At 44.0% G+C, this 21,970-nt stretch carries 14 protein-coding genes; 2 read left to right on the top strand and 12 right to left on the bottom strand.

All coding sequences use genetic code 11. The features are described 5' to 3' along the window. Positions 1-80: 80 nt before the first annotated feature. Positions 81-1,067 (bottom strand): hypothetical protein, encoded by a 987-nt coding sequence (locus U5O15_10560; GenBank protein MDZ7861085.1) that lies wholly within the window; start codon positions 1,065-1,067, stop codon positions 81-83. Between the two features lie 323 nt (positions 1,068-1,390). Here U5O15_10560 and U5O15_10555 point away from each other — a divergent pair, with 323 nt between their 5' ends. Continuing rightward, complete coding sequence (locus U5O15_10555; protein MDZ7861084.1) at positions 1,391-2,479, top strand: tetratricopeptide repeat protein; 1,089 nt, start codon at positions 1,391-1,393, stop codon at positions 2,477-2,479. Between the two features lie 125 nt (positions 2,480-2,604). Here U5O15_10555 and U5O15_10550 read toward each other — a convergent pair whose 3' ends face one another. The 11 genes from U5O15_10550 to U5O15_10500 all read right to left on the bottom strand — a co-directional run bounded on the left by U5O15_10550 (position 2,605) and on the right by U5O15_10500 (position 20,002). Continuing rightward, on the bottom strand, positions 2,605-4,593 hold the full coding sequence (locus U5O15_10550; protein MDZ7861083.1) for a (Fe-S)-binding protein: 1,989 nt from the start codon (positions 4,591-4,593) through the stop codon (positions 2,605-2,607). A 129-nt stretch (positions 4,594-4,722) separates the two neighbouring features. Next, entirely contained in the window at positions 4,723-5,700 is a 978-nt protein-coding gene (locus U5O15_10545) for an electron transfer flavoprotein subunit alpha/FixB family protein (GenBank protein MDZ7861082.1), read from the bottom strand. Between the two features lie 36 nt (positions 5,701-5,736). Continuing rightward, positions 5,737-6,528, bottom strand: coding sequence for an electron transfer flavoprotein subunit beta/FixA family protein (locus tag U5O15_10540; GenBank protein MDZ7861081.1), 792 nt, complete (start codon positions 6,526-6,528; stop codon positions 5,737-5,739). A gap of 36 nt (positions 6,529-6,564) precedes the next feature. Next, positions 6,565-7,725 (bottom strand): acyl-CoA dehydrogenase family protein, encoded by a 1,161-nt coding sequence (locus U5O15_10535; GenBank protein ID MDZ7861080.1) that lies wholly within the window; start codon positions 7,723-7,725, stop codon positions 6,565-6,567. 286 nt (positions 7,726-8,011) lie between these two features. Beyond that, on the bottom strand, positions 8,012-12,994 hold the full coding sequence (locus U5O15_10530) for a C25 family cysteine peptidase (GenBank protein MDZ7861079.1): 4,983 nt from the start codon (positions 12,992-12,994) through the stop codon (positions 8,012-8,014). Positions 12,995-13,332: 338 nt separating this feature from the next. Next, positions 13,333-15,177: a hypothetical protein gene (locus U5O15_10525; GenBank protein ID MDZ7861078.1), complete on the bottom strand. Its 1,845-nt coding sequence runs from the start codon at positions 15,175-15,177 to the stop codon at positions 13,333-13,335. Between the two features lie 131 nt (positions 15,178-15,308). Beyond that, entirely contained in the window at positions 15,309-15,653 is a 345-nt protein-coding gene (locus U5O15_10520; GenBank protein MDZ7861077.1) for a hypothetical protein, read from the bottom strand. Beyond that, positions 15,638-16,417: a hypothetical protein gene (locus U5O15_10515; GenBank protein MDZ7861076.1), complete on the bottom strand. Its 780-nt coding sequence runs from the start codon at positions 16,415-16,417 to the stop codon at positions 15,638-15,640. Before U5O15_10515 ends, U5O15_10520 begins: the two co-directional genes overlap by 16 nt. 4 nt (positions 16,418-16,421) lie before the next feature. Then, entirely contained in the window at positions 16,422-17,495 is a 1,074-nt protein-coding gene (locus tag U5O15_10510) for an AAA family ATPase (GenBank protein ID MDZ7861075.1), read from the bottom strand. A gap of 358 nt (positions 17,496-17,853) precedes the next feature. Next, a complete protein-coding gene (locus U5O15_10505; protein MDZ7861074.1) occupies positions 17,854-18,282 on the bottom strand; it encodes a divergent PAP2 family protein in 429 nt (142 codons plus the stop codon). A 121-nt stretch (positions 18,283-18,403) separates the two neighbouring features. Next, a complete protein-coding gene (locus U5O15_10500) occupies positions 18,404-20,002 on the bottom strand; it encodes a peptide-binding protein (GenBank protein ID MDZ7861073.1) in 1,599 nt (532 codons plus the stop codon). Between the two features lie 234 nt (positions 20,003-20,236). Here U5O15_10500 and U5O15_10495 point away from each other — a divergent pair, with 234 nt between their 5' ends. After that, on the top strand, positions 20,237-21,946 hold the full coding sequence (locus U5O15_10495) for an Ig-like domain-containing protein (protein MDZ7861072.1): 1,710 nt from the start codon (positions 20,237-20,239) through the stop codon (positions 21,944-21,946). The last annotated feature ends 24 nt before the right edge of the window (positions 21,947-21,970 follow it).

The following is a 21,970-nucleotide window of genomic DNA, read 5'->3' as shown; positions in this document are numbered from 1 at the left end:
ACAGCAAAGTTAAAGTGGCAGAGTTACGGATGGATCTAAAATAACTTGCCTAATCACCCTTCTTTACCCTTTCCCGGTTATCAATAACTTTTCTTGCTGTCTTCTTTGTCTGTCAGCTCGATGCCGTGGCTGCGGAACACCCTTTTGACACCATTATGAATCGGTATATTTTTTTCCAAAGGAACCAGTTTTACAGATGAGTATTCGATTTCTCCCTTTCTGGAAATTTCAAGATCCAGTTTCCCGATATATTTACCGTCCCCCCCCACACCTAAGAGTAACGTTTCACCTACTCTCTCGATTTTATCGATCCTCTGACTCCCGTGTCCGGTAACGGCAATGTCAAACAGAGGTACTTCGCTGAGAACCCTCCTGGTTGCGTCCAACTCCATATGAGAAAGCACTATAAGTAAATCCGCCTCGTCTTTCATCCTTTCAGCCACTGCCTTTAGGGTATCCACGGCCGGTTCAAGCCTGAATTTAGAACGATCTATATAATCAGGGAAGCGCACAGAATCATCCAGAAGGCCGGTTATCCCCACCCTGAGCCCGGTATCAAGCTCCTTTATCAAATAAGCGGGCTTGAAGACCCTTTCTCTATTCTCAGAATAAACGAGATTGGAAACGACAAAATCAAAGGAGAACAGCTCGTCAATATCAATTAAATAATCCAAACCGAAAATATATTCTATCTCCCCGGTAGTAAAAACATCGAGTCCCATTAATTCATAACACTCCATTAATAAATCCGCTTTATCCATCGAAAAGGATAAATCAAGGCTGAAATCATCGCCGCAGCTTAAGAAAATAAGATTATCTGTTTTTCTCTTAGTCCTCTTAACATAAGTAGCCATACGCCCAAGACCGCCCATGTCGATTACAGCGCAACCGCATGATCTGATCTTTCCATGCAAACCACTTGTAAAAAGAACCGTAAGATCGGTTCTTCCCTTCAAATCAGCCCTCCGGCTACTATCCTTCTTTGAACAGGAAACAAGAAGGGAAAAGATAAGGAAGAAAACAGATAATAAAACAACTCTTTGTTTCTTCAGCATCATAATCGACATTTTACAACCTCACTGTCTATCTGTAAGAACAGAAACATTCACATCCACATCATTTATAGTTTGCCCTCCGGCGGGAGCACTTAAAATTTATAACTTTCAGCTCACCCTCAAACTTTCATCTTCCGACATCTTCCGAGAAATAAACGCAGCATTTACGGTTTAATATAATCATATTATACAAATTTTTTCCAGTACCAAGAATAAAACCTATCAATAAAATCAGAAATCAAGCTTTACTATATGGATAATTAAAGCTTGCGCGGAAACCGTTTACCATATTTATTTTTTAGAGAAGGGATTAAAAAACGGAAAGGAAGCAGATTATGCCGCAATTCAGGTACTCTCTCGTTATTATAATTATAACAGTTGCCTTTTTTGCCGGATGCGCTGGTCCCCAGGGCCGGCATCCAGCCGCGGAAAAACCCGCAGATACCGCTAAGACAACGCAGAAACGTCCCCCGGAAATAGTATTAGTTGACGCAAATCAAACCGCCGCAGCCGGCAACTTGAAGAAAGCGGCCTCGATGCTCGAAGAACTCATCGATTCTCACCCTGAAAACATAGAAGCGCTAAGATTGCTGGCTAAAATCTATTCTAACCTCGGTAAAGAGGATGAATCATTCACGCTCTGGGAAAGAGTTTACAGACTGAACCCTTACGACCCGGACGCTGCTTATGAAACAAGCAAAACACTAAGATATACCGAAGACTGGTCACAGCTTCGATCCCGTATGCGTAAGCTTGAGAAGAAAGGCGTCGCTGACAGAAGACACTACCTGATGCTCGGACGGGCGGATTTCCGTCTCGGATATAAAGCGGAGGCTGAAAAATATCTGCTTAAAGCAAATGGGCTGAAAGAGGCGGATCTTCTTCTGGGAAAATTGTATTACGGGCAGGGCAGATATTCAGAAGCAAAAAAGGCGTTTGAAAAAACACTGAGGAAAGACAAGGGAAATTATTCAGCACATATTTATTTAGGATATATCAATTACAGCAGAAAGAGGTACGCGAAAGCTCTTGAGCATTACAGAAAGGCACTTGGAACGCGAAACAGCTCTCACGCAAATTTATGCCTTGCGGCAGTCCACCGGAAACTCGGCAATTATACTTCAGCCATTAAATTTTTCGAAGATGGGCTCTCAATAAATGATTCGCGCGGAACAAACGAGAGAAAGAAGGCCTATAATACTCTCTGCCGGCTACTTATCAAAACAGGAAAAACAGACCGCGCCTACTCGGTCATTCGGAGGGGTGTAAGGGAATTCCCGGATTCGGGAGGGCTTTATTTCTACTGGGGAACAGCCCTTTTCAAAGACGGTTTCCCTGCCAGAGCCAAAGATAAGTTCAAAAAGGCGGCGCGTGATCCGTCCTGGAAAGATGAGGCGCTTAAGAGATTCCATTCTATCCGTTAAAGATCAAATTGCCGGATATGCTTATAATACACGATCCTGAGACTCATACGGGGAAGGAAGATGATTTCTCAATAACGCTTATTTCCGTTTCCCTTTCCAAGCGGTTCTGAAATCTCTAGTGCAACTTATTGCTTTTCACTTGAAGCTTCAAGAAGCAACTCTGAAATATCTTTTACTTCCACCTTTTCATTTTCCAGCGCCTTCAATCCGTCCTCAAACATCGTCATGCAGAAGGGGCAGGCGGTATATATCTGATCTATATCTGTTTTAAGAGCCTCCTTGACTCTTGTTTCGTTTATTTTATCTCCGATTGTCTCCTCCAGCCACATCCTTCCGCCTCCAGCTCCACAGCAGAAACTTCGTTTCCCGTGCCTGTCAAACTCAGACAGATCGACTCCTTCTATTTGTGAAATCAGCTCGCGGGGTTCTGAAATAATATCATTATACCTTCCAAGATAACACGGGTCATGATAAATCCCTTTTATATCTTTAGCGGCCGCGAACTTAAGTTTCCCGGCCCGGGCAAGCTCGAGAAGAAATTCAGCGTGATGGACGACAGGTTTTGAATATCCCGCTTGAGGGTAGTCCGCCCTGAAGGAATTAAGCCCATGGGGACAAATGGTCAATATTCTATTGAATTCATAGTTTTTCATGACCTCTATATTCGATTCAATAAGCATCTGCGCGAGATACTCGTTACCCAATCTCCTCGCGGAGTCGCCGCAGCATTTTTCCTCAGTGCCTAAAATGGCGTAGTCAATTCCCGCCCTCTCAAGCAGTCGCACTACAGATCTCGCTATCGTCTTGCCCCTGTCGTCAAACGAGCCGGCGCATCCTACCCAGAATAATATATCAAAGTTCTTCTTTTCCGAAGCTATAGGCACATCAAGGTCTGCCGCCCAATTTGCTCTGTCGGCGTAACCGAATGACCACGGATTGTAATTTACCTCCATGTTTTTAAAAACCGGTTGGACTTCAGGCGGAAAATCAGCTTCTGTTAAAACCAAATATCTTCTCAGATCTACTATTTTCTGAACATGCTCGATAAAAGGAGGACATTCCTGAAGACACGCTCCGCACGTTGTGCAAGCCCAGAGTTCATCCTTTGATACCTGGCCGGGAACAATCTGCTTTTCTTCCGAATCCTTATCGTTACCGGACAAAAGGCCGCCCATCTGTTCCATAAAATGCCCCCTGAGGTTATGTATCATTCCATAAGGGGTTAAGGGTTTATCTGTAAGATACGCAGGGCAGGCCGCCTGGCATCTTCCGCATTCGGTGCAGGCATAAAGGTCAAGAAGCTGCTTCCAGGAAAAGTCGGTCAGGACGGAATTGCCGAATTTCAGAGCTGTTTCATCTTCGAAATCCATACTGGTTAATGTTCCGGGTAAACCGAGATTCCTGAAAAAAACATTCGGGATAGCTCCGAGAATATGAATATGCTTTGAAAAAGGAATATATAACAGAAAGAAGAAAACGATCAAGTGATGAAACCACGCGAACACTGATTCCGCGATATCGGCTCTTATTCCGTTACTCTCTATGATATTGGCGGCAACATTGGAAATTGGCGCTGAAGAACCGTCTACTTCACCCTGGATAATACCCGCTCCTTTGAGTCCGTACATGAGAATTATCAGAATAAAAATCAAGGTAAGGATAAATACCGCTTCTCTGCCTGTTTTTGGATCGTCGCTCTCAAGGCGGACAGGTTTTAGAACAAACCGTCTGAAAATAGACACGATGATCGCCCCGAGAACTATAAACGCCAGTATATCCTGACAGAAAGATATCACGGCAGCCGCACCGGAGCCGAAAAGGGCTTCGTAACTAAAAGAGGGGATTATCATATTCAGGATATGTTCGCCGGTACCCAGAGTAATAAAAATAAACCCCCAGAATATGAAGAAATGGCCGATACCCGAGGCCTGAGAAAGAACGCGGGCCTGCCCGGCAACAAAAACAATAATCGACTTTAAGCGTTGGCCGAAATTGTCGAATCTGTCTTCCGGCCTGCCCAATCTGAGAGCTCTAATCAGTCGAGAAACAATAAAACCAAACGCGATCAGCACAGCTGATAATGTAATCAGCATAATAATGCCTTCAGTGGTCATAAAACTTCTCCTTTAATAACAACCCGGCAGATAAACATTTTGTACATACAGATGATATAATTAAAAAGGCACTTGCCGCCCGATTATCCTTCAAGCTGTATGTTCCTTTAACAAAACTCATCTAAAAATCTACAGGAGCTTCTTTATCTCCTGAGTAAGCACAGGGACAACTTCAAAAAGATCTCCGACAATTCCATAATGAGCTTTTTCAAATATAGGAGCCTTAGAATCCTTGTTTATCGCCACGATTACTTTTGACGTTCTCATTCCGGCAAGATGCTGAATTGCTCCTGAAATCCCGCAGGCAATATAGAGTTTCGGGTTTACGATCTTACCTGTCTGACCTACTTGAATGGGTTGGGGAGCGTAACCAGCGTCAACAGCGGCTCTTGAAGCGCCGACAGCTCCGCCCAGCAGATCGGCGAGTTCTCCGAGGATCTCAAAATTCGACTCCTCTTTCATAGCCCTTCCGCCGGCAATAATCACTTCCGCTTCCGTAATGTCAGGTCTTCCTCCAGCCATCGGGATGATCTCCGTCGCCAGAGCTCTTATCATATCTTCAGTAACTCCCGAAGTACGTGTCACTATCTCAGTTTCACCGCCGTCAGTTTCAGCCGGGGTTAGATTGTTAGGCCTTATTGTGATAAAAACCGGAACCTCTCCGACCGGAGCAATCTCAACAAAAAGCTTTCCGGAATAAACGGGCCTTTTAGCAACGCAGCGTCCATCCTCGAATCTCAAATCAACACAGTCGCTGAACATCACACCATCCACGCGGGCGGCAACTCTTGGGCTCAAATCCCTGCCCATGGCAGTAGCGGCTGAGATAATATACCCGTAACCGTTTTCTTCTATCATGTCAGAAACAACTTTAGCGTAACCCTCTGTAGAGTATTTTTCCACTTGATCGTCATCGACGCATACAGCTTTTCTTATCCCGAATTCGGATATATTCTTCGAAAGCTCGGAAGCGCCTTTGCCTATCAATACGGCGTCTATAGCCCCCCCCGTTCCTTCGGCAACGGTCCTTCCGGCGGTAATAAGTTCTTTGATTACCTTCTTGAGGTTTCCGTCCCTTATTTCTCCAAAAACAAGAATATCATTCATTATAAATATCCTCCTCTATACTATTTTCCCGTATTTTTATAGTACTTTCGCTTCTTCACGTAATACCCTGGCAAGCTCTGCCGCCTTTTCGCTCGCTTCTTCACCCTCGATAAACTTACATTCACCACTCTTGGGTTGTGACAGCCACTTGACAATAGTGCTCTTATTTTCTAAAGACATATCGCTAAGATCAAGATCCTCCAGTGTTACTTTCCTTATCTCTTTCTTCTTGGCCTTCATGATTCCAGGAAGAGAAGCGTAACGAGGTTCGTTCAACCCCTTCGCGCAGGATATAATCACCGGAAGAGAGGCCTCAACTTTCTCATCCGCGCCCTCAATGCTTCGCGTCAGGAAAGCTTTCTTATTATCCTCTGAAATTTCAAATTCAGATATTACATTAACCTGCGGAATATCGAGCTTTTCAGCCAGAAAGGCCTGTGTCTGAGCCATATCGTAGTCTATCCCCTGTTTTCCGCAGAAAATGATATCAAATCCGTTTTCCTTAATAGCCGCGGCTAAAACAGAGGATGTCACATCGGGAGTCGGTTTTTCAAGAGCGGGATCACAAATATGAACAGCCCTGTCAGCTCCCATGGCAAGGGCCGTTCTTATAATTTCGGTTGATTCCTCCGGACCCATGCAAACTACAGTTACAGTGCTTTCTCCCCCTATTTTTTCCTTAAGCTGCAGGCCCTCTTCAATGGCATATTCGTCATAAGTGTTGATTATAAACTTGACACCTTCCTTGTTAATTCCCGAACCTTCGCTGTTAATCAATATTTTCGCTTCAGTGTCCGGAACACGTTTTAATAATACTATAATTTTCAATTTTTCCTCCTTCCAGGATTCATATCATAAAATTATCTAGGATAACATATGACTGTATTCTTTTAAGATCTCTCTGGATATTACTAACTTCTGAATCTCGCTAGTTCCTTCATAGATCTCCAGCGCCCTCGCGTCCCTGTAAAGTCTTTCAATCAGAAACTCGGAAGTATACCCCACTCCGCCATGAATCTGAAGTGAATCATAGACTATTTCATTAGCCGCTCTTGTGGCAAACAGCTTCGCCATCGATACTTGTTTAGTGCTTGCATCACCCGCATCACGTCTTTTTGAGGCAGAATAAACAAGCAAACGCGCGGCCTCAAGTTTAGTTGCGATCTCGGCTAACTTCCATTTCGTAGGCTGCAAATCAATAATCCTCTTTCCAAACTGCTTCCTGGCTCCAGCGAACTTTATTGCCTCCTCAAAAGCAGCCTGACCTATTCCCAGGGATTGAGAGGCAATTCCAATCCTGCCTCCGTCCAGCGCGCTTAGAGCAATCTCCATACCTCTGCCTTCTTCAGAAAGAAGATTCGAGGCCGGGACAACGCAGTCTTCGAAGACAAGCTCAACAGTCGAAGACGCCTTCAGCCCCATTTTCTTTTCTACTTTTCCGATTGAAAACCCGGGGTAGCCGGGCTCTACTATAAAAGCTGACAAACCGCGGTTCCTGTCATCGGGATCAGTTCTCACGAATACAATTATAGCTCCCGCTTTATCGCCGGTAGAGACAAACAATTTTGAACCGTTCAATATGTAGTCGTTATCTTTGCGAACCGCGGATGTCTGTATCCCCGCAATATCACTCCCCGCATTTGGTTCGGTAAGGGCGTAAGCTCCGAGAATTTCTCCTGAAGCCAGTCTTGGCAGATATTTTTCGCGGCTTTCATCACTTCCGTATTTAAGAATAACCCAGTTTGTCAACGAATTATGAACAGACATGGTAACAGCTGTGGAAGCGCATACTTTACTGATTTGCTCTATAGCAAGAGTCAGAGAAAAATTTCCAAAATCTACGCCTCCGTATTTCTCGGGAACGGTCATCCCGAGAAATCCAAGTTCCCCGAGCTGTTTATATATATCATCCTGAAATTCGCCATTTTCATTGCTTTCCACCGCTACAGCGGCAAGGGTCTTATTCGCAAAATCCGCCGCGGTTTTCTGCAGCATCCTTTCCTCTTCACTCAATTGATAATTCATAAAAATCCTTAAGTAAAATTAGTAATCCAGTTATAACAATACAATCACACATCGGGAATTAAGAAGATACTAAAAATTATACCATTCTGTCAATAATTCAAGTTCATACGGTTTAATGTAATTTAATAATTAAGGTCTCTTGAAGCTTTGAATCAGTGTTGAGAAAAGGATAGAATTACAATGGTATAATACTTTGGCGGAGGTTAAGAACTTTAAACCTCCGCCAATTCAAGAACTGCCGATGCATTATTATATAGCAGTTCATCAGGAAAAGATAAATCAACGATTAACGAAGAAGTATCATCTTCTTGGTATCCTTAAAACCTCCAACACGGAGACGTGAAAAATAGACTCCGCTTGAAACCGCGGCTCCTCTATTATTATCACCCTGCCACTCAACTGTATGTCTTCCTCCGCTTACCGGTCTATTTACAAGGGTTTTTACTAGAGCACCCCTGGCATCGTAAACCAGAAGCAGTGTGTTCCGGCTGGATTCAGAAGTGCCGGGTACTGTAAATGATATCTTCGTTGAGGGATTGAAGGGGTTTGGGTGATTCTGATAAAGTCTCGCTCTTGTAACGGGCACATTTACACCGTTTGTTTCAAAGAAGAGGTCATTATCCTCCCCCTCTAACTTATAATAGTAAACCAAGCCCTCCTGAGCCGCCCTGTCAGTATACTGAATCATTCCAGCCTCATCGGCTCTTAATCCGCCCCTGACCAATTCATATTCCCTGGTATCTGTCCTTCTGTAAAGGTCGAAGGAACCGGCGCCGTATGGGACAAGCCAGTCCAGTCTTACTCCGCTACTCTCCAGCTTATAATGAAACGCTATTTCATTTACGGCGGTAATATCTGAATAATCAAAGCAGCCGTTATTATGAATATTAGCGTGGAATCCGTTCCAGGGATCATATTTATAATATTTCTCTCCATCAAGATCCCATATATAAACATTCTGGTCCCAGCATGAAACGGCCAGTTCGATATCACCGTCATTATCTATATCATCTATCGAGGGAGTCCCCCTTAGAAATCCTTTGAGTCTAATCGGAAATCCCAACAGGGAATTTCCGCTGACATCCCAGGCATTCAACTGTCCTTCTTCACAGGCCAGGACGATATCAAGACTGCCGTCGTTATTCAAATCCGCGATAACAGGTGAAGATTCAGTAGTCCCTCCATTCTTATCATAAGGCTGAGGCCAATTCGAAAGAGATGAACCATCAGAGCGGAATATATAACACATACCGTTATTACCGGGAACAACAACTTCAAGACTTCCGTCGTCTGTTAGATCGCCGAGAGCAGGTGAACCAATAAAGTAACCGGAGCTCGATACCCATTTCGGCCAGCCGCTCATAGTACTGCCGTCATGATTCAGTCCCAACACCCTGCCAACATTATTCTGGACAACAATTTCCATTTCTCCGTCATTGTCAATATCACCTACCGCCGGGCTGGCGGTAATAATAGCTCCGGCGTCACCGATAAAAACGGGCCAGCCGCTGACAGAGCTTCCGTCTGAATTCAAACAGTACAGACTGTCATTGTGATCACCGACAATAAGCTCCAGAACACCATCACCGTCGATATCCGCGAAAGAGGGTGTAGAAACATGCCAGCCATCGCCAGTTCCGTCCCCTGCCAGGAAAATCCCGTCAGTGCCGGGATCGCCATCGCCGTCTGTCATTTCTGAACCGTCATGATGCCACACATACACATTACCGCTTATATCCTGTGTTGCCAGCTCTTTATCACCGTCGCCGTCAAAATCTCCCGCAGCCGAGCTGGCCCAGCAGAAACTAGCCGTGCTCTTTGGCCATCCCGGAAGATTATTACCTTCACTATCAAAGACATAAATTTCATCAGTATTCCATGATGACCCGACAATCTCAGCGCCGGCCTGACCGTCGAGGTCTACAAGGGTTGGAGCAGCAACGAAGTTATCACCTTCAGTATTCAAAATACCCCAGGTTAACGGTTTGTTATCGCCGTCCCTTAACTCTATCCCGTCATCATGCCAGGCATACATGTAATCAGACCCGATAACAAGTTCATTATCACTGTCGCCGTCAATATCGCCTATCTTCGGGCTGCTGGATGTTTCTTTCTGCATTCTGTTCGGCCAGCCGGTCTGCTGAGCCGGGCTTGTAGTTATTGACACTTCATTGCAATAGGGACCCATATTCCCGCATGAGTCGACTGCGGCTACAAGATAATAATAATGTGTGCTGGACAATAAACCATAATCATGGTATGTCGTGTGAAAAAGCAAATCTTTACTGACTTGACTGAACGGCCCTCCCGAGCTCAGAGAGCGGTATACAAGAAAATCATTTAATGTATCGCCGGAAGAAGCGTGATGCCAGAACAACACAATTTGATCAGCTCCCAGGCTCGCGTCCAGATTGACGTTTTCAGGTGCCTGGGGCTCTCTCAATTCAAGCTGTTTAGTAAAAACCCTTCCGCGGTTATCTGTAAGAGTTAGAGAGAAATAATTGTTCCTGCTCAGACTATCTTCAGAAACAACAAACCCGTTGCCGTATCCAATCTCCATAGGAGCTATATCAGCATAGGTCGAAACACCGTCTATAACTGTAAGATCGGGGTCAAGCGAAGAAATCACTCCTTCCAGTCCGACTGCCGATCCTGTTCCAAAATTCTTTACTCCGATTTTAAGCAGAAAATTCTCTCCTGTCTCCACCGTTCCATCCCCGTCACCGTAGGGGAGTTCGTCCGATTTAGAGTTTACATATAGTTCTATCCTCGGAGCGTGAACTTCGAAGGCAAAATGTTCACTCCAAACCGACCCTGAAGAATCAAGAACGGCAATCTGAAATTCTATTACTTCTTCATCCCCATACCCCGGACTAACGCTGAAACTGAAAGGGTCATTTCCAAATTCTTTTCCGCCGGCTACTATGTCGGGATAAAGTGCGGTGCTGTCTATAACGGTAACACCCGTATCAGAGGAAGACAGTTTAGCGTAGAGTTTCTCCGCGTCGGTGCCTCCGGTATTCTCGATTTCAACAAAGAGATCCAGAGTTTCTCCGCTATCTATTACACCGTCTCCATTACCGCCGGAAGAATCAGAGCAGTTTTTATCAGACACCCTTAGATACGGCCCGCTCTCCTGCAACACTTCTATTGTGTCAAGATAAACGCTGTGATTCAAACCGGTAACTGCCACATATACCATGCCCTGTTCTCTGCAGAGAAAATCATTGAATGTTATTTCACCCGATAAATCCGTATTCCCATAGATGTAATCATCGTTCTCCTTATAAAGACAGACTCTGGCCGAATCGAAAGGCATTCCATCACTCTGAACAGCCACTGTCACATCATTTTCACCCATCGCGAGAGAAGGCGGAAGAGTTACGCTGAAATTCTTAACCTCGCCTCTGTGCATCATAGCTTCAGGATCTCCCAGTAAATTACAGATGAAATGTGTCCACCTGTGACTCGATTCCGATAAAGCCGATGATGTGTAAGGTTCCCGGGACAGGGTATACAATTTACCCAGTTCCATTATATTCTCATCAAAAACAAGCCTGTAATATTCCTCCATATAAAGCCTTGAAGTGCTTGGAAACGCCGATCTGCTGGAGCCGGTAACAGCGTAAGCGCCGCCTGTATTGTTGAGAAGAAAATATTCCGCGAGGCAATCCGTGTCATAAGAGGCATTTGTACAATTCATTAGGTACATTGAGAAAAGAGCGTCCCCATTTGTGAGATTATTAGCATCATAATTCAAGATGCTTGCGTCTCCGACCGACATATTGTATTTGTAGCCGTGCCCGGCATGTACGACATGATTAGTGCCGGCATCCAGATAAGATAAAGCGCTCGCTTTTGTCAATTCCTCAGAACCCGAGTATGCCGGATAATTTTCATAGAGCCTGTCAGTTGTAATCTCGGTGTGTCCTTGAAGCCAGCTTTGATATATGTCATCTAACAGCTCAGCACCATCGAGAATAATATCATCGCCCGGTGAATAATCGGAGGGGAATAACACTTCACCCAGCATCAGAAATTTTTCTTTTGATGTGGTATCCGAGGGGGTTTCATAATCTATCGTTTTGTTGATTAACAGTTCCGCTTCCTCTAACGTGGAAACGGGCATTCTTCCAATATAAACTTCTGAATACAAATCAGCATCATCGCCCGCGGTCGCCCCGGGAGCTTCTCCCCAGAGAGAATCTCCATCAGCATTCCACGTTCCGTCAAGACAGGAATAATACATATCGGTAGGAATATATTCACCATAATAAAAATCCGAGTACGCGACTCTATCAGGAATTACATCTGTATCACCTGCAAGAAGAACCCATTCAGCCCCCCATTTCGCGTATGCTTCCTGAATGAAGTTTCTTATTGATTCAGCTATATCAACACCATTTCTATAATTATTCTCAATCCATTGAACGGTTTTTACTACAGCGGGGATGCCCTCTCTAGTCTTTCTGTCTGCGAATTCCTGAAAGGTGGCTTTCATTTCCTCATTAGTAATAATAATATATTTAACTTCACTGCCTTCGGTGCTCGGCATATAACTCGGAAGAAAACCACGCTTAGTATCATCGACTCTTATATCTTCGAACAAATAGGATGACGCCATATCTTCATTTTCCACCATAGATTCAACTATTTCCCTGGATTCTTTCCTGAAACCCTTTATATGCCTTATCCGCTTGGCGTCACTGCCTTTAAAATCACGCGGGGCTGTCTCAACAATGAGTTTTGCCTTCGTAATCATCTCCAGTTCACTGGTTTCAATTGAATAATGTATGGGATAAATTGCTATAGAGACTATTCTATACTCCCTGTAATTATTTGTGCCCAGGTGCCGGATCTGCCATTTTGGAAAGGCAGAATCTGAAGTAATTATATCCTCTTTATCCGCGGTTAAGCCCAGTTTCGTCCCATCGTCAAGCAATTCACCGTTATAATTAGCCAGAAGCACAGGTTTTTCAAAGTCAACTGATTCTACGTCAATAAGTTCTATGGAAGAAACCTTTTCACCCTGGGGGATTAACAGGCTCACAACTCGATATGGTACCTGAGGATAATCCAGATATTCTGTCATCTGAAAACCTTCAATCTCGGTAAATCGTTGTGCGCCCGCAACAGGTTCGGAGAAATCAGCATCAGATCTCTCCATGGAGAAATCCCAAGTGACGGTCGATGTTAAAGCAGCTTCCGGCGTTAATAACAAACCTGCCGTGAAAATTATCATAATCATACATAAAACAGATCTACGCATTTTCGTCCTCCTGATTGGCAAAGAGAAAGCCTTCGGATTCTATACTGATAGCATTTTGTCTATGATAAGACGTTAGCTGTATGGCCCTATGATGCGACTCCTTCAAGAATATGACTCTCTACGGTTTAAACGCATAAGAAAGAAAAGTCGTTGAGCTTTATTCTACACTAAATCGGGCTTTTTGTCAACCCTGATGACCCCGTCAGCCCCTCAGGCGGTGAGGGATCGGAAGCTGAATAATTTAATATCAAATGATCAGTTGCAAATAATAAATAAAAACAAACGCCCGCGTTACTTAAATAAGATAAGTGAAACGGAAAGAAATCGAAACTGCAATTTCAGTCCTCAACTATCCAGTCGGAATCAAAAACAGGAGGTAAATTATAAAGTATCTTTACCAGATTTGATTCATCAGTAGAGACATGCTCAACCTTTGGAAAAGTCAAACCAATCATTATGTGCCCTTCATCCAAGCTGTGATGAAGACCTATAACATGCCCAAACTCATGTGTATAGATTACATGGGTATCATTTGTGATAGAAGGCGAGGATAACAGAGTATAGATAAACATGACTTTTCTGCCGGGTGTATCATCTTCAAGCATTTCCACGGTTTCAACACGATGACTGACATAGTCATCAGGTACGGTTGTAGAATCGTAAAGAATTTCAACATCAGCTTCCACGACATTTTCTGTCGTTGTGAAGAGATCGATCCCCGTGATACTTTCCCACTCGGCCATAGCCCCCTCAGCCGCCGCCCGCAGATCGACGCCATCACAAACAACGGGAGGATTATATACCAAAAGCGGCCAATGCCCCCATCCCCTGTAGATACTGGCTTGATATGTGCTCGATGTATTGGTCATTCGTTTGAAAAAATCAAGAAAATCCGTATACCGGTCATCCTTGGCGTCAACCAACGGAAATATCGGAACCATGCATAAATCAGCCTCTAAATTTTCACCAACTTTATCAAAGCTGTAAGTAAAGTCATAATAATCGCCGAGAGAAGAAGAATCCAATTCATCCCTGGCCGTTAGAGATGTTGAGCTTAGAGTAAGATTTTCAAGTTTGTAGGGTCCGCCCTGCAAAGAGGTGTCCTCAACATTATTTGACGATACAATGACACCCTGAACCCCTTCTCCACTGATTCCGTCAATAACCCTGCCTTCAACGTCGAACCCGCGGATTCTCAAATGGGGAGAGCTGCATAGAGGCGATATATTACCAAATTCATCATACGCTCTCAAAGATACATAAACCATTTCTCCCGGATGAAGAGAACGCAATACCATTGAATCTTCCACGCCCGGATCCAAAGGTATCGGCTCGCCCGTATGGTCATTCGCCTGATTCCATGCCAACTCGGTCATTATGCGGATTGTTGATGTCCGTACAATATATCTCGTGGCATTACCCTGATACCCGTCATCGCCCGGAGTCGTCCAATTAAGGGTAATTGTGCCGATTTCATTGCCGGGGTGTCCGTTAAGGTCACATATTCCGGCCGGAGCGATAGTATCTGGATCTCCGCTGATTGTAATATCCCATCCTACAGTATCGGCGTACTCTCCATCGAAAGCAATCCCTTCGAGATAATAAGAACCATTCTGCAGAAATCTGTAGCTGAGTTTCGGGTAAGCAGAAAAAGGCTTAACTGTAATACCTCCCATTTTATAACCGTAAACCAGATTCTCGGGATGATCATCGCTAACCTTAAAGCTGAAATTGACGAGAGACCCCACTACAAATTGAACCAGCTTACTTCCGGGAGTCCACTCAGTAATAACGGGAGGTACATTATTTCTTTTATTAACCTGGATAAACCAGTTGTGTTTCCCGTAATTATCTGAATCGTAAGCTCTTCCTTCTATATTGTAGATGCCGCTATCACGCGCGCAAAAAACCGCGGAATCAGAATCAGATAGAACAGAATCTATCCCGCCGGCAGAATCAATTATCACAAAACTATATCTGATATTGTCTTTTTCAGGATCAACGGCTTTGATATTAAGCCTAACCGAGTCTGACGGAATCCGCAAAGTACCTATCTGCCAATCAGGGGAGAAGTAAACGATTTTTGGAGGCTGGTTCGGCGCAAGGGAATCGTCTTCAAAAATACAAGAATAAATCAGAAGAGGGAAAAGTAAGAGCAGTATTATCAATCCATATTTTCGCATATTCTTCCGCCTGTGGTAAAGACGGGATCCACTTAAATATAACATGAAATATGACAATTTCAACCAGAAATTTTAAGTAATCTTTAATACCTTTCCTCCCCTTTACTTATCTCTCTAACCTCTCTGTTTATCTACCCGTGTGTTGTTGAAAGATAATCCAGGTAATGTTTCAAAGATAGGTCAAGCCCCCTGAAGAATCCATCTTTATCGGACACCCTCACTTCAACGGAGGAATTGTCGCCTATCGATACAATAAAAAGATCTTTATACGGAGACACTTTAAGCAGCAAACACCCAGCTGAATGAAAGCTTATCTCAAAAGGGGTAGTTTTTTTTGCTATTTGATTCGAAAACTTCAGGATTTCATGGCAAAAATTACTGAACAGAGAACGAACAGGTCCTTCAACTATAATCTTCCCTAATCCTTCGATATCACTGTCTAAAGTATGACCGGGGATCATTATCCTTCCTTCCATCTGCCGCCTATCTTCTGCAGCAGGGTATTTGTAAAGCCCGAGAAAAATGGACCGGAGGGGGGCAGACGCTTTCCGAATAAATAATCTATTCCGCTGGAAAGATCCAATTTCTCCATATCAAAACGCCCGGTCCTCTTAACCGGAATCCGGCCGGAGGCGTAAAGTTGGGCGCCGGGAGCTATACAAGACAGCAAATCAAGAAAATCATTGTCCTTAACAACCCTGTCATAATCCAGTATTATTATAACAAATGGAACAACACTGCCGGACTCGTCTTTAAGAGAATAAAACGGTGAACCGCGTAAGATCTCTTCCAAATAATTCTTTCTGCTTGTTCCCGGATAAAAATTAAATGCTTCAACTACAATATGTGCCGTGTTATCCCGAACGAATCCTCCGTTAAAGGGTCTGAGCATATACGGATGTTCGGCATATACAAACCGCAGTGAATCGTAGATAGTCCTTTCTATAACAACCTTCTCCTCAAGTATCGGAGAGAGATATTCCTCGGGTTCAAGCGCGAAATAATAGCCGGCATTCGGCATTCCTGATCCGCATTCAACAAGGGTTACATTTACATCATGGCGGGCAATAGAAGCAGATATGCCGCTTGCCAGAAAAGACCTCATAGCGGAAACTTCTGATCCTATGACCCAGATGAAAGCTTCCGGTACTGCTATTTTTCGGGAATCCCCTCTCTCTTCCTCGGACAGAAACAGACGCGATAACTGTTTGAGTTCTATAGGTGTTTTTCCAGGAGACATTATATTATACAATCAGCAGAGAGTTTTCCTGACCGAATTCGTTCACTACAATATCGTTGTTCTTTGGATCCTTAACCCAGTTTCCATCTACAATAAATCTGTATTCATATTCGCCGGGTTCAAGGTTCAAGGTAACTTCCCATAGTCCATCAATGGAATTTCTCTCCATCTTGATTCCGTTCCTGGACCAACTGGCGAATTCACCTGTAAGATAAACACTCTCCGCGTCCGGCGCGTCAAGTGAAAACAGGATACCTTCTTCCACAATCTTAGGTCCGTGAAGCCTTGCCATCCATCTTTTTATATTCCCCACATTCAGTATCGGGGCTTTTTCTTCTATTTCCTCGGCAATATGCAGGAATTCTCTTTGTAGATGCTCAACACCTTTCATTTCAAATATTGAAACACCCATGTGCGCCGATTCTTTATACCGTACAGAATGGCTTACGGTATTATTCATCAATATAGATTCATGCTCCTTCTCCAACTCACACACGAAATCTCTGGCAAACCTGGTTCCCTTCTCCAGATTATTTATAAGAACATTCATACTCACGGCATGATCTATCTCACTCTCGAGAAGTTCAAGAGTTTCTTTAAGCCGGTCCAAGCCGTCCAAAGAAAAAGAACTCGGCTCAACCGGTATAATAACTTCATTCGAAGCAATGAGGGCATTGAAAGTAAGTATCCCCACATTTGGCGGTGAATCAATTATTACAAAATCATACACTTCGTTCGATCTGGCCAGTTTGGATCCAAGATGCCTTTCCCTTCCCTTTTTTCCGGAAAGCTCCTGTTCAAGCGCGCTGAGAATAGGAAGGGAGGGGATGATATGGAAATCCTCGGATAATTCAAAAACCGCGTCGCATAGTTTCAACCTGGGCTCTATAAGTAAATCATAGGTGCTATAAGAAATCCTCTCATATGGTGTATTAAGACCCATTGAGGCATGCGCCTGGGGATCCAGATCAATCAAAAGCATTTTCTTTTCGAGTTTTCTGAGAGCAGCGGCAAGATTTATCGCTACGGTTGTTTTGCCGCACCCGCCCTTTTGATTAACTACTGATATAATCCGCATACCTGATCACACTCCCGTCTTTACCGGAGATACAGGGAAATATATTTGGCAAAAAAAATACTGAACCATCCCTCGGTTCAGTTTCTAGTTATATACTCTTTGTTTTACCAGCCAGCATTTCCAGATCGCCCTTTAAGGCAAAAATTAGTTCCTATATCCTCTCTTGCAGCCTTCCTGTCCTGTATGAAGTTGAAAATTCCTCTCTACGCATACTTACGTTTCTATTATCACTCCTGTAATAAATTGTTGTCAAGGATTATTTATAGAGAGTTTTATACAATTATTATAGATTCTTTTTAAACGACGACCCCGCTTTATACCACGTCTGTCTGAATGGTAGCTGTATAATTTATATAATCTATCCGTAAAAGAACAACAGTGCGACAGCCAGTCCGACCGCGGCTCCTCCCAGAACCTCAATCCAGGTATGCCCAATGAGTTCGCGAAGTTCATGAGAATCTATATGATGCCTCTTACCTGCTTTTTCAATTATTTCATTAAGAACCCTTGCCTGATTCCCAACTTCCTGCCGCAGCCCCGTCGCTTCAAAAACAAAATAGAGACTGAATATCAACGTTATTCCAAATAGGACCGAGTCCGCTCCTCTGTATATACCAACACCAACGGTAAGAGTAGTTACCATTGCGGTATGGGAACTCGGCATTCCCCCTGTATCGAGCATACGTAAAGGATTGAACTTTCCGTCCTGAATCAATTCAATAAAGGGTTTAATAACCTGTGCGCACAAAACACTTATCAAAGAAGCGATTCCAATTGTGTGGATCACTATACAGCCTCCCAGACAAACTTTGATATTTTAAAGCTCGAAATCAATAAAAAAAGAGCCTGTCCCTCATAATGAAAGTCCTCAAAAAGATAACTTGCATCTTACCATCTTTCCCCGTTATCTAATTCTTCGCGTACCAGTCATACAGATAATGATAGATACCTATAGCGTCAGGCTCAACCCCTCCGAAACGCTTACTTATAACAAAGAGACTGTGGGGAATATAGAGAAATGTATACGGCTGATCATCATGGATAATCTGCTGAGCCCGGCAGAAAAGTGGCTTCGCCTTTTCAAAATCCAGCATACTTGTAGCAAGTTTGTTCAAACTGTCAACCTCGCTGTTACAGTAATCAACACGGTTATAACCACCTTTCCCTCTTGCCCGGCAACTCCATATCGGAGCAAGATCTGCTTTAGTTCCCACGCGCCAGGCGCTTATTATTCCGTCAAAATCCGATGCCTTATGTTTTTCCAGCATTACGGTCCATTCGAGCAAAACCGGATTCACTTTCACTCCTATCTTACTCAGCATCTGCTGAATCATTACCTGTATATCAGCGCGTATCTGATTACCGTGATTAGTGATAATTGAAAATTCAAGCCTCTTACCGTTCTTATCGAGGAACCCGTCGCCATCTTCGTCGCTGTACCCCTCTTCCCGGAGTATCGCCTCAGCCTCATCCGGATCAAAGGGGAGAGGTTCGAGGTCTGGATTATACGCCCATATAAGAGGAACAAAAGGCCCGCAGCACATTTCCGCGTAACCGTAGTAAAGGTTGTCTATAATCAGTTTTCTATCGATAGCCATTGTCAGTGCTCTTCTGACGCGCGGATTGTCAAAAGGCTCCCTGGCTCCGTTCCACCCCAGATATATATACGCCCTCGTTGGAAAATCAAAAACTCTCAGCCGGTTATTATTCTTCTTTATTTTTTCGACTTCAGCTGGAGGAACACTTTCCATGCAGTCGATTTCACCATCTAGAAGCTGTGTGACAAGTGTAACCTGATCAGGTATAATCTTGAATATTACTCTGTTTAGACGAGGCTTGTTATCCTCGTAATAATTTTCATTCGCCGCGAGTATCAGCGACTGGCCCTTTTCCCACTTCTCAATCTCAAAGGGTCCCGTTACGGGAAGTTCCTCGGCGGGTATTCTCCCGAATTTTCCGTGGTCGGTGGTTTCAATAATATGAGCCGGCATGATGGGACCATCTACCGCGTCCATAAGCTGGTAGGGATATATATGATTAAAGTGATACACAACCTTGTATTCATCAACAACTTCCACACTGTCTATATGTTCCTTTAAATGACGGCCGCTCCATACTGTCGAAGTGTCTACCTGCATTCTGAATGTCGCGGCAACGTCCTCCGAGGTAAATTTTCTTCCGTCACTCCAGGTCACATCCTCTCTTAAGTGAAAGGTGAGCTCACGGCGGTCATCTGAAAACTCCCATGAATGAGCCAGCCTCGGACTGAAGGTAAGAAAATCGTCATTTTCATCGAGGAGTGACAGAAAGAGAAGATTATATATGTCCCTGGCGTGAGCATCGGTTGTCGACATCGGGTTTAACCCTTCGTAATTACTCATCTCACCAACAATGAGAGTGCTTTCCCCCCCCTCTCTATCTTTATTATCGGCGCACGAAGAGAAAAGAAACACACAAATAAAGAGAACTGATAAGATAAAGTGATATTTGTTTCTTGTTAGAACCACAGCTAACCCCCTGTGTTTAAATGCATACCTGATATCACGGTGCTTAAACGGTCTAAAGCCGCTTTGATAAAAACAGACTCAGCATCGATGATTATACAACCTCAGGGAAATTCTTAAAAGATATTCTTTCAGTCTTAAATTTATTAAAAAACTCTTTACACTGTTAGGCCACCTGTGCTAAACAATCGTGTGTATGAATAGTTATTTTTTTAATTATAGGCGAAAGGAGCAGAGATGCTTAAACATTTTGGCTTTTCCCTGGCATTAATCTTCGTTGTTGCCGGGCTTGTCATTTTCTGCGGATGCTCAGAAGAGAGTGCCGATGGACCTGAGCCGGACACAACTCCCCCTACTGTTGTAGCTACTGAGCCAGCAGACGGCGCGGCCGATGTTTCCAGAAGCGGGCCGTTCTGGGTACTCTTCAGCGAGGAGATGGATAAAGAATCGGTGGTGGACAACATGTCATTCCAACCCGACGGGTCACTGGATATCGGATACAATACTTACTGGGAAGGCGACACTATTTTTATTACTCCATCTTCTTCTCTTGCCGGAGCAACAGATTATATAATAACAGTCTCAGAATTAAGCGAGGATCTGGCGGAAAATCAGCTCAGTGACGATTATCTTATTAATTTTACGACAACAAGTTTAGAGGATATTACACCTCCCGATGTTTTATCCACAACGCCTGATGACGGAGCGGTAGATGTTACTTCGGTCATTACTGTCGAGATTGAATTCAGCGAACCTGTAAGTGTTCCTTCATACGACCTGGAAACTCAATCTTTTATCACATTTGATCCTTACCCGGACAACGGCGATATTTCCGTTGAGGGTTCCACACTAATACTTCAAAACCTTGTCTTTCCGCAGGATACCACAGTGGAAATTACAATTCTGGGAGGAAGTGGAAATATCACAGACCTCGCGGATAATCCTCTCGCAACGGACTACGGTTTCAGCTTCGTTATTGCGGCGGATGACACAAGACCGACACTTGTAAGCGCCACGCCTTCAAACGGCGCTGCGGGAGTTTCAACTGGTCTTTCAGAGATGATTTTTAATTTCAGTGAACCTATGTATCCCGAGATTAATATGCTTCCGGAAAATATTGACGCCAGAATAGAAAACGCCGTGTCAGTATCCGGAAATCCCTGGAATTCAGATTATACCAGTATGACAGTTCCTGTGCTGAGCGACCGCGTAGCTCCCGGGTGTACATACTGGGTAAGGTTTGCCGCTGAGGACATGGCTGGAAATAGAATAGATCCGGACCCCACACCCTACGAGTTTACAACTTCCGGGACTGTCAGTTACTTCCCCGTAGACAACGGCAACACCTGGTATTTAAGCAGAAGCGGACCGTCTTATGAAAAACATTATATATTAAACTACACCCCGGGTGACGGTACTTTTGACATCGTATACGAGGACTCTACCGGCAGCGGCTGTGAAGTGTATGATATCTGGCACATGAAAAAAACATCGACTGAAATTCAGATGCTGGGGCGCACCGGGTATGATGACGGATCTGTTTCAGAAGAGATGACATGGGACAGCCCCCTTACATTCTACAAGCTCCCTATACTTGATAATCTAGACGAACAATGGGCTCTGGACACTGGTTTCGATATGCATGTAATAGAAGGGGAAACGGATACAACATTTAGCGCCACCTTAACGGGAACTGTAACGATGGCCTCTGCTCCCGTCGATATTGTCTTTAATGAAGGAGTACTTCAGGGAACCTTTAAATCGTGCGCAAAGCACAATCTATCGATTACAATCTCAGTAGCCCACCCTGATAGTGGATCTGTGATCATGGCCCAGATAGATGAGGACAAATTCCTTGCTCCGGGAGTTGGTGTCATAAAACAAATTACAGATGATTTGGAATCATCCGGAATAGACACACTTTCTGTAGAAAGATGGGAATACTAATCAGCCCCGGTTTATATCGGGCCG

Source organism: Candidatus Krumholzibacteriota bacterium, assembly GCA_034520215.1.
GTDB lineage: Bacteria > Krumholzibacteriota > Krumholzibacteriia > Krumholzibacteriales > WJIX01 > JAGHBT01.
Note: the sequence above shows the minus strand (reverse complement) of the source record. Positions and strands in the feature narration are given on the sequence as shown.

Excerpts from the sequence above, each read along its gene's own strand:
- U5O15_10560 (MDZ7861085.1), bottom strand. The coding sequence starts at position 1,067 with ATGTCGATTATGATGCTGAAGAAACAAAGAGTTGTTTTATTATCTGTT.
- U5O15_10555 (MDZ7861084.1), top strand. The coding sequence starts at position 1,391 with ATGCCGCAATTCAGGTACTCTCTCGTTATTATAATTATAACAGTTGCC.
- U5O15_10550 (MDZ7861083.1), bottom strand. The coding sequence starts at position 4,593 with ATGACCACTGAAGGCATTATTATGCTGATTACATTATCAGCTGTGCTG.
- U5O15_10545 (MDZ7861082.1), bottom strand. The coding sequence starts at position 5,700 with ATGAATGATATTCTTGTTTTTGGAGAAATAAGGGACGGAAACCTCAAG.
- U5O15_10535 (MDZ7861080.1), bottom strand. The coding sequence starts at position 7,725 with ATGAATTATCAATTGAGTGAAGAGGAAAGGATGCTGCAGAAAACCGCG.
- U5O15_10530 (MDZ7861079.1), bottom strand. The coding sequence starts at position 12,994 with ATGCGTAGATCTGTTTTATGTATGATTATGATAATTTTCACGGCAGGT.
- U5O15_10525 (MDZ7861078.1), bottom strand. The coding sequence starts at position 15,177 with ATGCGAAAATATGGATTGATAATACTGCTCTTACTTTTCCCTCTTCTG.
- U5O15_10520 (MDZ7861077.1), bottom strand. The coding sequence starts at position 15,653 with ATGGAAGGAAGGATAATGATCCCCGGTCATACTTTAGACAGTGATATC.
- U5O15_10515 (MDZ7861076.1), bottom strand. The coding sequence starts at position 16,417 with ATGTCTCCTGGAAAAACACCTATAGAACTCAAACAGTTATCGCGTCTG.
- U5O15_10510 (MDZ7861075.1), bottom strand. The coding sequence starts at position 17,495 with ATGCGGATTATATCAGTAGTTAATCAAAAGGGCGGGTGCGGCAAAACA.
- U5O15_10495 (MDZ7861072.1), top strand. The coding sequence starts at position 20,237 with ATGCTTAAACATTTTGGCTTTTCCCTGGCATTAATCTTCGTTGTTGCC.